Annotated in this window: 12 protein-coding genes; 7 read left to right on the plus strand and 5 right to left on the minus strand. The window is 64.1% G+C overall.

What is annotated here, in order from left to right; all coding sequences use genetic code 11:
* Window positions 1-171: 171 nt before the first annotated feature.
* From ACPEE1_RS04250 to ACPEE1_RS04260, 3 genes are read right to left on the minus strand one after another with little or no spacing between them, the layout of a single operon-like run.
* The gene (locus tag ACPEE1_RS04250; protein WP_116926338.1) at window positions 172-1,362 is read right to left on the minus strand and encodes a phospholipase A; all 1,191 of its coding nucleotides are present in this window, start codon (window positions 1,360-1,362) and stop codon (window positions 172-174) included.
* 59 nt (window positions 1,363-1,421) lie between these two features.
* On the minus strand, window positions 1,422-1,850 hold the full coding sequence (locus tag ACPEE1_RS04255; RefSeq protein ID WP_182343709.1) for a hypothetical protein: 429 nt from the start codon (window positions 1,848-1,850) through the stop codon (window positions 1,422-1,424).
* Between the two features lie 6 nt (window positions 1,851-1,856).
* Window positions 1,857-3,935: an ATP-dependent helicase gene (locus ACPEE1_RS04260; RefSeq protein WP_116926340.1), complete on the minus strand. Its 2,079-nt coding sequence runs from the start codon at window positions 3,933-3,935 to the stop codon at window positions 1,857-1,859.
* Between the two features lie 272 nt (window positions 3,936-4,207).
* Here ACPEE1_RS04260 and ACPEE1_RS04265 point away from each other — a divergent pair, with 272 nt between their 5' ends.
* From ACPEE1_RS04265 to ACPEE1_RS04285, 5 genes are all read left to right on the plus strand, one after another.
* Window positions 4,208-4,912 (plus strand): hypothetical protein, encoded by a 705-nt coding sequence (locus tag ACPEE1_RS04265; RefSeq protein WP_116926341.1) that lies wholly within the window; start codon window positions 4,208-4,210, stop codon window positions 4,910-4,912.
* Complete coding sequence (locus ACPEE1_RS04270; RefSeq protein ID WP_232539456.1) at window positions 4,909-5,475, plus strand: GTP-binding protein; 567 nt, start codon at window positions 4,909-4,911, stop codon at window positions 5,473-5,475. Before ACPEE1_RS04265 ends, ACPEE1_RS04270 begins: the two co-directional genes overlap by 4 nt.
* Window positions 5,472-5,870: a roadblock/LC7 domain-containing protein gene (locus tag ACPEE1_RS04275; RefSeq protein ID WP_021028992.1), complete on the plus strand. Its 399-nt coding sequence runs from the start codon at window positions 5,472-5,474 to the stop codon at window positions 5,868-5,870. The genes ACPEE1_RS04270 and ACPEE1_RS04275 overlap by 4 nt, the downstream gene beginning before the upstream one ends.
* Before the next feature lie 109 nt (window positions 5,871-5,979).
* On the plus strand, window positions 5,980-6,339 hold the full coding sequence (locus tag ACPEE1_RS04280; protein WP_021028991.1) for a hypothetical protein: 360 nt from the start codon (window positions 5,980-5,982) through the stop codon (window positions 6,337-6,339).
* Between the two features lie 161 nt (window positions 6,340-6,500).
* Window positions 6,501-7,451 carry an AEC family transporter gene (locus tag ACPEE1_RS04285; RefSeq protein WP_116926343.1) on the plus strand — a complete coding sequence of 317 codons (951 nt, stop codon included), beginning with the start codon at window positions 6,501-6,503 and terminating at the stop codon, window positions 7,449-7,451.
* Here the strand turns inward: ACPEE1_RS04285 and priA are convergent.
* Together priA and ACPEE1_RS04295 are read right to left on the minus strand one after the other, a co-directional pair.
* Window positions 7,448-9,556 carry a replication restart helicase PriA gene (gene priA, locus ACPEE1_RS04290; protein ID WP_182345880.1) on the minus strand — a complete coding sequence of 703 codons (2,109 nt, stop codon included), beginning with the start codon at window positions 9,554-9,556 and terminating at the stop codon, window positions 7,448-7,450. The genes ACPEE1_RS04285 and priA overlap by 4 nt on opposite strands.
* Before the next feature lie 312 nt (window positions 9,557-9,868).
* A complete protein-coding gene (locus ACPEE1_RS04295) occupies window positions 9,869-10,342 on the minus strand; it encodes a hypothetical protein (protein WP_133248160.1) in 474 nt (157 codons plus the stop codon).
* Between ACPEE1_RS04295 and ACPEE1_RS04300 the strand changes: the two genes are divergently transcribed.
* Window positions 10,341-11,168 carry a lysophospholipid acyltransferase family protein gene (locus ACPEE1_RS04300; protein ID WP_116926344.1) on the plus strand — a complete coding sequence of 276 codons (828 nt, stop codon included), beginning with the start codon at window positions 10,341-10,343 and terminating at the stop codon, window positions 11,166-11,168. The two genes, ACPEE1_RS04295 and ACPEE1_RS04300, sit on opposite strands and share 2 nt — an antisense overlap.
* A 73-nt stretch (window positions 11,169-11,241) precedes the next feature.
* Entirely contained in the window at window positions 11,242-12,267 is a 1,026-nt protein-coding gene (locus ACPEE1_RS04305; RefSeq protein ID WP_423935326.1) for a M48 family metallopeptidase, read from the plus strand.
* Window positions 12,268-12,277 lie beyond the last annotated feature (10 nt).

Consider the following 12,277-nt stretch of genomic DNA (forward strand, 5'->3'; position numbering starts at 1 on the left):
GAAACGGGAAACGTCTGCTGAGCAGACGTCCCGTAGAAGCCGCGAGCACGACCCAGCAAACCGAAGGTTTGCGTTTGAGACGAGGCGTCAAGCCGCAGACAGTACGGTAGTACGGCAAGGCTTGGCGCGGCCGGCCAGGCAACGACGTTTCAAGGGTTGTGGTCGTGGCGCTCAAAAGTCCAGCAGGCTGAAGCCCAGCGAGAACACCGTCCGCTTGTAGTTGTAGTCGATCAGGCTGTCACCATAGCCGTGGAAGAGCTGGGCATGCAGGCGCAGGTTGCTCTTGCCGCCCATCCAGCCATCACCCAAGGTGTGCATCCATTCGACGCGGCCCGAGCCCTTGCCATGGCCGTTGAGCGAGCCGCGTGCGGTCACGCCCATCCAGTTGCGCTGGTTGACGTTCCAGCCCAGTTTCAGCTCGCTGCGGCCGATGTAGTTCTGGATATTGGGGTTGTTGTCGTCTTCCGCGCTCTCGTTGATGCGGTGCCAGATCTTGGCCTGCAGCTGCCAGCGGTTGTCCAGCTCAAACCCGGTCATCAGGTAGGTACGGTTCCAGCTGCGCGAGAGCGGGTCGCTCTGGCCGTTGGACTGGTGCTCCAGGCCAATGCCGCTGTAGCGCCAGCGCCAGCCAAAGGGCAGCTGGGCGGTGGTCGGGTAGACATAGAAGATCTCGGGCTGGTGGTCGGTCGTGCGGAAGGGGCGCGAGAGGTCCGAGTTGAACACCTGCCAGTAGGACAGGCCGGTGTAGCCGATCCACAGCGAATCACGCAGCTTGCCATTCGGATCGGTCAGCAGGTTTTGCGCCAGCTTGGTGCGCACCGACAGCTGGATGCGCATTTCCTGCCGCTGGTAGTCGGTCTCGGTCGTTGCTGCATTGACGGGGTTGAGCGAGGTCGGCTGGCGGTTGACCTTGTCGCCAACAGCCACCGACACCGACAGGGGGCGGTAGCCACGGAAACTGAAGGTGCCGCAGTCGGTGCCCGCTTCCAGCTCCCAGAAGCGGGACATCTCGGTGTAGCCGTCATTGCGGCAGCCACCGATGGGGGCCGGTACATCGGCGGCGGCCAGTGCGCCCGCCGGTGGGGTCAGGCCCACCATCGCGTTGGCCGAGGCGGCAGGCGCGGCGGCCACTGGCTGCGCCTGTTGGCTGACCAGGGGCTGCTGCGACTGCTGCTGGGCCCACTGGTCAAAACAGGCCAGGCGGGCGGTGCCGTCGCTGAGCGCTGTGCATTGCTGCCACACCGTGGCCGCCGAGCCGCTGGCAGCGGCGGGCGTTTGCGCGAAGCTGCCCAGCGGCAGACCGGCCATCAGCAGGCTCGCCGCCAGCGGGGCTGGCGAGCGCAGAAATTTCGAAGTTGTCATGGTCGAGAAGGGAGTTAGGGGCGTGGCGGTGACGGCTGCGCCGATGCCCATTATTGCGGCTATTGCGGGGTTTTCGATGGCTTGCGCATGACGAAGGCGTGGCTGTTGTCGTTCGCATCCAACCATTCGCCCCGGATTTCTCGGCCACAGCTGCCGTCGACCACCTCGCCCAGCCAGGTGCCCGAGACTTTTTTGCCATCGGTCGACTCCTCCATCGTCAGCTTGCCCTTGTCCACATCACCGACGACGATGGCGCTGCTGCCGGGCCGCTGGATCTGGCCCTTGACGGTGCCGTTCCATTCGGGGTGGGGGGCCAGCTGCAGGGTGACGGGCCCGGGCAGGCCGGGCAGCTCGGCCTGCCAGTGGCCCAGCAGCTCGGGCTGCTCCATCTGCAGCGCGCTGGGGCAGGCAGGGCGGGGGGCGGGGGTGCTGGTGCAGGCGCTGGCCAGTGCAGCGCACAAGGCGGTCAGGATCAGGGTCTTGGTCATGGATAGTCAGAGGGGATCAGGGCTGGCGGCGGCGGTGCTCTGGGCCTTGCGCGCGAACTCTTCGCGCAGCTGGCGCAGTTTTTCGCGCGGGTCTTCGCGGGCGGTGCTGCTGTCCAGGCCCATCTCGGCAATAAAGCGGCTGGGCAGGGCCGAGACCAGCTCACGGCCCTTCTTGCGCCGCTTGGTCCAGCTGACGGCCAGCGAGCGCTGGGCCCGCGTGATGCCCACGTACATCAGGCGGCGCTCTTCCTGCAGGCGCTGCGCGGTGTCGTCGCTGACCTTTTGCTGGCGCCCGTCATCGTCGTCGAGCTTGAAAGGTAGCAGCCCTTCGTTGACGCCGATCAGCATCACATGCGGCCACTCCAGGCCCTTGCTGGCATGCAAGGTGGACAGGATCACCATGTCCTGCTCCTTTTCGCGCTCGCTGATGGTCGAGAGCAGGGCGATGGTCTGCGAGACTTCGAGCAGGCTCTTGGACTCGCTCACCGTCGTCGTGTCGGCCGCTGTCGTGGTCTGGCCGCCGGCGCGCTGGGCCATCCAGTCGCAGAACTCCAGCACATTGGTCCAGCGGGCGGCGGCGACCTTCTCGCTGTCTTCGGCGTCATACAAATGCTGCTCGTAGCCGATCTCCTTGAGCCAGTCGAGCAGGAAGGCCAGCGATTCTTCGGCACCGCGCGTCTGGCGGGCGCGGTATTCCAGGTCGTTGATATAGCGGCCAAATTCCAGCAGGCTTTCGCGGCCCTTCGCAGGCATCGCGTCTTCGAGCATGGCGTTGAACAGCGCACCAAACATGCTGCAGCGGTGGGCCTTGGAGAATTCACCCAGGCGGCCCAGGGTGGTGTGGCCGATGCCGCGCTTGGGGTTGGTGATGGCGCGCAGAAAGGCCGGGTCGTCATCGTTGTTGATCCACAGCCGGAACCAGGCGCAGAGGTCGCGGATTTCGGCGCGGTCAAAAAAGCTGGTGCCGCCCGATACCTTGTAGGGCACATTGGCCTTGCGCAGCGCCTTCTCGAAAGGCTTGGCCTGGTGGTTGGCGCGGTAGAGGATGGCGAAGTTCTTCCAGTCCGGCGGCGGGTTGGCCGCTGCGCGCAGGCTCAGGATGCGGGCGACGGCGCGCTCGGCTTCGTGCTCTTCGGAGTCGCAATCGACGATGCGCACCGGCTCGCCCTCGCCCAGCTCGGAAAACAAGGTCTTGGGAAACAGCTTGGGGTTGGGCTGGATCACATTGTTGGCCGCGCGCAGGATGGCGCTGGTCGAGCGGTAGTTCTGCTCGAGCTTGATCACCTTGAGCTGGGGGTAGTCGACCGGCAGCTTCTTGAGGTTGTCCAAGGTGGCGCCGCGCCAGCCATAGATGCTTTGGTCGTCATCGCCCACGGCGGTCAAATGGCCGCGCTCGCCCACCAGCAGCTTGAGCAGCTCGTACTGGGTGGCATTGGTGTCCTGGTATTCGTCGACCAGCACATGGCCCAGGTTGGCCTGCCACTTGGCACGGACCTCCGGGTGGTCGCGCAGCAGGCGCAGCGGCATGCCGATCAGGTCGTCAAAGTCCACGCTCTGGTAGGCGGTCAGCCGCTCGTCGTAGCGCTGCATCAGCACGGCAATGGCGCGCTCGTTGTCATCGGCGGCCTGGGCCAGCGCCTCCTTGTAGTCGAGGCCCATGTTTTTCCACTTGCTGATGGTCCACTGCCACTGGCGGGCGGTGGCCACATCGGCAGTGCCGCCAGCCGCATCCCTGAGGATGCCGACCACATCGTCGCTGTCCAGAATGCTGAACTGGGGCTTGAGCCCGAGCACATGGCCATCTTCGCGCACCATCTTCACGCCCAGCGCATGGAAGGTGCAAACCAGCACATCCTTGGCCTGGCGGCCGATGAGGCTCTTGGCGCGCTCGCGCATTTCGGAGGCAGCCTTGTTGGTGAAGGTGATGGCCGCAATCTTGCGCGGCGCCATGCCGGTCTCGATCAGGCGGGCAATCTTGTGGGTGATCACCCGGGTCTTGCCCGATCCGGCACCGGCCAGCACCAGGCAAGGTCCCTGGGTGTAGTGCACAGCTTGTAATTGGGCGAGATTGAGACCAGCGGCCATGGTGGCGAAAGAACCTTTGCAGATCAGGAAGGAGAGCGCAGAAGAATAGCCGCAACGGCAGCCATCTGCAGATTCAGGACTTTGGCTTTTACATGTTTGCTTACACAAAAAACCACAGAATCTTTGAAATTGTCAATGAATGTAGAGCAGATGGTAAAACCCCCGAATAAACACTTGCGTCTGGCAGGCAAGCTTTTAGAATGCCGATAGCATTGCTGCGGCTAAGTGGCAAACCCTATTAATTAAGCCAATAAGAGTGTGAAATTATCGCCATGCAGACCGCCGGTATTTCCGCAGAATTGCTGACCCCCAGCAGCCGCAACCGCTTTGCGCCGCTGTATGGCGTGGCCTCACGCAAATCGGTGCTTCCCTGGAAAGAGGTACCGCGTGACCGCGCTCAGCTGATTGTGCTGGACCAGGGCATGGCTGATGCCATCTCGTCGCTGGGCAAGGCACCCTGCGTGGTCTGCATCGGGCAGGTGAAGACCGCCATGCTCGACGGGGCAAGCTGGGTCGGTCGCCTGGAGGCAGACTACACCTTGAGCGACCTGATCGACATGTTCGACCGCGCAGCGGTCTTTCTGCTCGACTGGGATGCGCGCAACAAGGTCATCCGCCATGAATCGGAGCGGGCTGCTGCACAGCCTGCGCAAGCTGCGCGCCAGGAGTTCCGCTACCAGCTCAAGTCCTGGGTGTCGGTGGGCGCGCCCTTCAATACCGGCCCCTGCATCCGCGCGCTGGCGCTGCTTTCGCGCGAACCGGTCTCCATCGCCCAGCTGTGCCTGCACAGCGGGCTGGACAACACGCTGGCCCGTGGTCTCCTGGTCGAGCTGGGCCGCCGCGGCGTGCTGCGCGGCGTGGCCATGCCTGTCATTTCCGCTGCTTCTTCCCCCTCCCACCATCGCGAGCCGCTACACTCCAAAGGTTTGCTCAGCCGTTTGGGCCGATGGATACGAGGGGGAGGTAAGCCGGGATGAATCAAGAATCAGGCGGAGTCGGGCCGCACAAGATGCCGCGCATTGCGCTGTGCGGGCCCATGGGCATTGGCAAGACCACCGCCGTGCGTTCGCTGTGCGGTGCGCTGATGTCCAGCTCCGATGTCCGCAACCTCGATCTGGCGGCCCACAGCAAGGAACTCACCACGGTCGGCACCGAGTTTGGCGAGATCGATCTGGGCGGCGGTGAGGTGGTGCAGATCTGCGGCTGCCCGGGCCAGGAGCGTTTCAGCTTTGTGCGCCAGTGGGTGCTGTCGGTATCGATGGGGGTGTTCATCATGACCGATGTGAACAGTCCGACCAGCCTGGCCGAGACCAACCATATCCTCGACGAGATCGGGCAACTCCCCCAGCCACCTGTGACGCTGGTGCTGAGCGCACGCCCGGCCACAACACAACAAATTGAAACATTCGCCCAAGGCGTGTATTCTGCTGGCCATGGGGTGATTCCCGTTCTGGAAGCGGACCCGCGCGACCGTGGGCAGCTGCTGGATGCGATGAGCGTACTTGTTTCCATGCTGTCTCTGCAAAGCGAGAATTCATGACTGCATCACAACCTCTGATCCCTGCCCAAGTCGTCAAGGCAGGCCAGCAGGCGCTTGATAAGCTTATTGGTCCTGTTGATGGCGTGCGTGTGGCACTGCTGAGCACGCCCGATGGATTTGAAATTGCGTCCTTGCGCACGAACAGCGAGCTGCAGCTCAACCGCCTGTCGGCCATGGCCGGCTCCCTGATGGCGATGGCACGTGCGGTGGGGCGAGAGATCAACCACACCGGTTGCAAGCGCCTGACGTTCGAGACCGAGAGCGGCGTGGTCGTGTTCCAGTCGGTCACCTCGGAGTTCCCCTGCATTCTGTGCATGGTGCTCGATACCAATGCGATCCTGGGCCGCGTGCTGTGGGCAGCGGCCGAAGTGGGCGCGGAGATGAACAAAGTCTGATGGCAAGTCTGGCTGCGGCCGGCATCTTGTTGTGGGAGAGCTGCGTATGCGCCGCACTGGCCGCATGGCGCAGCAACGATAAACCGCCAGTGTGTGAAGGGGGAGTGAGATGGCTTCGGTTCAAGACACGTTGACGCAACTTTTGACGGTGGAGGGCGCCATGTGCGCCGCGCTGGTGGACAGTGGCAGCGGCATGCTTCTGGGCAGTGCCGGATCGGGCCTGGACCTGGAGCTGGCAGCCGCTGGCAACACCGAGGTCGTGCGGGCCAAGCTCAAGACCATGAAGTCGCTGGGTCTGCAAGATTCCATCGATGACATTCTGATCACCCTGGGCTCGCAGTACCACATCATCCGCCCGGTGGCGCTCAAGGAAGGCCTGTTCCTGTACCTGGTGCTGGACAAGCAGCGCAGCAACCTGGCGCTGGCCCGGCGCAAATGCGCGGAAGTCGAGAAACTGGTGACGATCTGAGATTTTCAGGTCGTTGTAGGCACTGATCCGGGTTTCGGCCAGATCCCTGCCTTGCAAGACCGGCCATGCGCATGGCCGGTCTTTTCTTTTATGGGCCGCGCCAACCAGTGCCGGTCCCTCGCGCTACATCTGCGCTGGCGCATTCTGGGCACAATCGAGCCGTGCTGTCCGTCTTCCAAGTCACCTTTCCGTTTTTTGCGCTGGTTCTGTGCGGCTTTGTGGCCACGCGGCGCGGCATTTTTCCGCTGCCCGCGATTGCGGGCGTGAATGCCTTTGTGCTGTATTTCGCACTGCCTTGCATGCTGTACAAAGCGGGCTCATCGCTGCCCTTTGCGCAGTTGATGAACCTGCCCATCTTGCTGCTCTATGTGCTGTGCCAGCTGTTGCTGGTCGCGGGCTGCGTGGCGGCCTCGCGCCTGCGCGGCATGGACTGGAACAACAGCGCTTTTGGCGCGCTGGTGACCGCTTTTCCCAATACCGGGTTCATGGGCTTGCCGCTGCTGGTTGCGCTGCTGGGTCAAGCCGCGGCCGGCCCGGCCATTGTCACCATGCTGGTCGACATGGTGTTCACCACGTCGCTGTGCCTGGCGCTGTCGCGCATGGATGGGGCCGCAGGCAATGCACGTGCGGCGCTGCTCAAGGCGCTCAAAGGCGTGCTCACCAACCCCATGCCCTGGGCCATCTTGCTGGGCGCGCTGGCCTCGTTCATGGAGTGGACGCTGCCCCAGCCGCTGGACCAGACCGCCGGCCTGCTGGGCAGCGCTGCCACGCCGGTGGCGCTGTTTGCTGTGGGCGCCGTGCTGGCCCGCTCCAAGATGGTGGAGGCGGAATATGCTGCCCCCGCCAGCTATGTGCCGCTGGCGCTGGTCAAGCTTTTTGTGCATCCGCTCTTGGTGCTGGGCCTGGGCCATGCCGCCATGGCTGCGGGCCTGCCGGTCCAGCCGTTTGCGCTGCTGGTCGTTGCGCTGGTGGCTGCGCTGCCCAGTGCCAGCAATGTTACCTTGCTGGCCGGGCGCTATGGCGCCCACAATGGCCGCATTGCGCACATCATCCTGGTCAGCACGGCGCTGGCCTTTGTCAGCTTTTCGGCGGCGGTGACCTGGTTGGTCTAGATAGCTTGGGGGTCCACATCGACCAGCCAGCGCACCAGGCCCTTGTGCTCCGGATGCGCGCGCAACCAGTGCAGGCAAGGCTGCCAGGCGCGCAGAAACTGCTGCAAGGCCTTGCGTGAGGGGCTCTCGATCAGCATCTGGGCGCGCTCCACATTGGCCACGCGCTGCATGGACAGCGGAATCGGCGGGTAGACAAAGACTTCGCTGCCGTCCAGCAGCTGCTGGCTGTGGGCGAGCTCGGAGGCGGCGCGCAAAAAGGCCTGGGCCTCTTGCTGGGACCTTGCATCGGCGCGGATGATGGCCTGGTGGGCAAAGGGCGGCATGGCCGCATCGCGCCGCTCCTTGAGCTGCTGGGCGGCAAAGCCGCTGTAGTCCCACTGGCGCAGGGCCTGGTAGACGGCATGCTCGGGCTGCTGGGTCTGCAGCCACATCTCGACGGCGCTGCCCTGGGCGGCCACGTAAGCCGCATCGCGTCCGGCGCGGCCAGCCGCCTGCAGCAGCAGCGAGAACAGGCGTTCGGGCGCGCGGAAGTCGCTGGACATCAGCGCATCATCGGGCTGCACGGCGGCCACCAGGGTCACACGCCGAAAATCATGGCCCTTGGCGACCATCTGTGTGCCCACCAGCACATCGACATCGCCGGCATGCATATCGGCCATCTTCTCTTCGAGCGCGCCCTTGGCCTTGGTGGTGTCGGCATCGATGCGGGCAATGCGGGCCGGCTGCCCGTCGGGCCGCTGCACATTGCGCAGCAGGCGCTCGAGCGCCTCTTCCAGCTGCTCGGTGCCCTTGCCCAGCGGCAGGATATCCGGGTTGCCGCAGCTGGGGCAGGCCAGCGGCACCCGCTGGCTGAAGCCGCAGTGGTGGCAGCGCAGTGTGCGGTCTATCTTGTGGAACACCTGGTGCGCGCTGCAGTGCGGGCAATCGCTTTTCCAGCCGCAGTCGCCGCAGAACAGCACCGGCGCAAAGCCGCGCCGGTTCAGCAGCACCAGCGCCTGCTCGCCCCGCTCCACCCGCTGTGTAATCGCCTGCAGCAGCGCGGGCGAGAACAGCGCCTGGCGCGGCTGCTGGCGCATGTCCACCAGGCGCAGCCGCGGCATCTGACCGGCGCCAATGCGGCTGGGCATGGCCAGCCGCAGGTAGCGGCCGCCTGCATCCTCACCCTGGGCCGGCCGGCTGGCCCACCAGCTCTCCAGCGAGGGGGTGGCCGAGCCCAGAATCACCTGGGCCTGCAGGTCATGGCCGCGCCAGATGGCCAGGTCGCGCGCCGAGTAGCGCGCCCCTTCCTGCTGTTTGTAGCTGGCGTCATGCTCCTCATCGACAATCAGCAGCCGCAGGTGCGGCAGCGAGGCAAACACCGACATGCGCGTGCCCAGCACGATGCGTGCCTGGCCGGTATGGGCAGCCAGCCAGCTTTTGAGGCGCTGGGGCGCCGTCATGCCGCTGTGCATGCTGACAACCGCGCTCTCGCCCAGCCGGGCCGAAAAGCGTGCCTGGAAGCGGGCCTCTAACTGCGGCGTCAGGTTGATCTCCGGCACCATCACCAGCACCTGGGCTTGGGGATCGCGCTCCAGCAAGGCCTCGGCCTGGTGCAGGTAGACCTCGGTCTTGCCGCTGCCGGTGCTGCCAAAAAGCAGGAAGGGGCCGGCATTTTTGTCTATTTGTTCGCAAACCTCCATTTGCTCCTGGCTCAAGGCCAGCGCCTGGTCGGCGGCGACATCGCTGTCGATCGCCGTCTTTTTGCGCTTGAGGCGGCGGGTCAGTTGCTCCACCGTGAGGTCGCGCAGCGCGGGTGGCAGCGCAGTAATCGCCATCTCACCCAAGCTGCGCTGGTAGTAACGGGCTGCAAAATGCACCAAACGCAGCCAACTTGCAGGCAATGGCGCAATCGCCTCCAGTACCGCGGTGATCGGTTTGATCTTGGCCGGGTCGCCTGCAAATGCGGTATCCGGGCCCCAGACCACGCCCAGCACCTCGCGTTTGCCCAGCGGCACGCGCACCAGGCTGCCAGCGGGCAGTGCATGGGGGGCTTGGTAGGTCAGCAGTTCACTGGCCGCGCTGATGGCACTGTAGGCGGGCGTGTGGACGGCGATGGACAGAAAAATCAAGGGGAGGGCGGAATGAGACGCGGGAACTTGGAGTGTAGCGACTAGCGTGGCACCGCATGGCCCCGGCCCGGTGGAGGTGCCTGAGCCGCTCAGTATGGTGTTTGTCCTGATTGCAAGCGGGGAAGGCTGCAATCCTGTGAGAAACCAAAGAACTTATACACAAGGCAAATCCTCAGAAAAATCAATACGGGACTTATATTTCTGTGGATAACTTTGTTGAAATATCGGCGCTCTGCGCTGGATCGGAATTACCACACATTGTCAGTTGGCTTGTGGAATTGGCTGACAAAATTTTTTTATTTATATCTTTCATTGAGTTATGTTTTGTGATCTGGCAATGTTGTCGATAGAGCCAGGATATTGTGCTAGAGGGTCTGCTTTCCACATTGTGTGCATAAGTGCTTGCTCCGGTGCCGGGTACCGCGCCGAGCGGGCGCGCAGCCCATCGTCGCTTATCCACATTTTTTCGCCAATTAGCTGAGTTATCCACTGCAATTCTTTGATGTGATTCAGAAATTGGCGTTTTGTGCTGGGCTTATACGGTTGCTGGATGCAGGTTCGTGCACAGGCCGCGGACCGGGGGCCTTGGCTTCCGATATGATTTAGCGCCAACCACGCCTGCGCAGCGCTGTTTTGCATGGCGTGGGTCGAAATTTTTGCAGCAGCCTTCGGCGCACTGTGCGATGCAGCTGCGCTGGTTTGCGGCTCCAGGCTGGGCCCGCTGGCCATCGCCAGCAAGGGGCCAGGCTTGTTGCGTCCTTCTGCCTTTTTTACTTGATCCATGCCACTGCTCCGCTCGATACTGCACACGCTCTTTATGGGCCTGACGGTCATTCCCTATACCCTGACCATCTTGCTGCTGCGGGTCTGCGGTGCCAGCAGCCAGGCCCGCTATGCAGTGGCGCGCCGCTGGCTCAAGCTGTCGGCAGACAGCGCCGGCTGGTTCTGCGGCATCCGGGTTCGCACCCAGGGTATGGAGAATCTGCCAGTGGCCGGCCAGCCCGGCAGTGACAAGGGTGTGGTGCTGCTGTGCAAGCACCAGTCGACCTTCGAGACTTTTCTGATGCCGGCCATCATGCCCACACCGCTGGCCTATGTGTTCAAGAAGGAACTGCTGAAGATTCCTTTCTTTGGCTGGTCCATTGGCAGCCTGGACATGATCCATATCGACCGCAAGGATGGCAGCCGCGCCTTTCACAAGGTGGTGGAGCAGGGCAGGCGCCTGCTGGGCCAGGGCATCTGGGTGATCATGTTCCCCGAGGGCACACGCATTGCACGTGGTGAAAGCGGCGAATACAAGACCGGCGCGACGCGCCTGGCCATCATGACCGGTGCCCAGGTGGTGCCGATTGCGGTGACGTCGGCCAAATGCTGGCCGCGCAAGGCCTTTGTCAAGACGCCCGGCATTGTCGATGTGTCGGTCGGCAAGCCCATCGACAGCAAGGGCCGCAAGCACGACGAGCTGATGGCCGAGGTGGAGTACTGGATCGAGTCCGAAATGCGCCGCCTGGACCCCGAGGCCTATGTGGGCAAGCCTGCGCTGCAGGCGCCCGCTGCGGCCGTGGGTGCAGCATCCGCCGCTGCCGAGCCGGGTACCGCTGCCAAATAAAGGAAAAAGACTGCCGTGTCCGCCGCTGAGCGTGTCTTGTTGACCTACTGCTGCCGCAGAGCGGGGAGCTGCCATGGTTGATGTCCGCCGCCTGGTGCAGATGGCGCTGGATCTGTGGGAGCGCAGCGAGCCGACTGCCGCTGTGCGGCCATCACCACCTGCTCCTGCGGCTGTGGCGGTCGCTGATGCCCAGCCTGTGCTGGCGCCCGCGCCTGCTGCCGCAGCGCCTCCAGCGCCTGTGCCTGTGCCTGTGCCTGTGCCTGTGCCTGTGCCTGTGCCGGTCGCCGCCAGGCCAACAGCCCCTGCCGCCCCCGCAGCGCCGGCCTCCTTGCAGGCCCATCCTGTGGCCAACCGCAGCATTCTGTTGCAGGGCCAGCGGGTGGCCTACTTGCTCCAGCGTGCCAAGCGGCGCAGTATTGGGTTTGTGGTCAGTGAGGACGGCCTGGTGGTGCGCGCGCCGCGCTGGGTGACGCAGCCGGGCATTGACGAGGCGCTGCAGGACAAGGCCGGCTGGATCGTGCGCAAGATCGCCGAGATGCAGCAGCGCCGCGCCAGCAGCCTGAGCGCCAGCATCCGCTGGGAAGATGGCGCGAGCCTGCTTTTTCTGGGCCAGCCGCTGCAGCTGGTGGTCGACAGCGAGCAGCGCGTGGCGCGCTCCGGGGCGGTCTGGCGGGTCGAGGAAGAGGCGCCGGACTCACCCTCGCGCCTCTATCTGGCGCTGCCGCCCAGTGCGGGGCGCACACAGATTCGCGATCTGGTGCAGGCCTGGTTCATCCAGAGCGCGCGCCAGCATTTTTTGGCGCGGCTGGCGCATTTTGCGCCGCTGCTGGGCGTGCACTACACCAGCTTGCGCCTCTCGAGTGCCGAGACGCGCTGGGGCAGTGCCAAGTCCGATGGCTCGATCCGGCTTAACTGGCGGCTGATGCACTATGCGCCGGCCGTGATCGACTATGTGGTGGCCCATGAGCTGGCGCATTTGCGGGTGATGGACCACAGCCCCCGCTTTTGGGATACCGTGGCCGAGGTGGTGCCTGACCACCGCGCACTGCGCCAGCAGCTGAAGGATATGCCGGCCCCGCCCTGGGACCGGGCAGCATAGCGGGGCTGGG

Origin of the sequence: Comamonas sp. 23 (assembly GCF_049601575.1) — a bacterium.
GTDB lineage: Bacteria > Pseudomonadota > Gammaproteobacteria > Burkholderiales > Burkholderiaceae_C > Comamonas > Comamonas squillarum.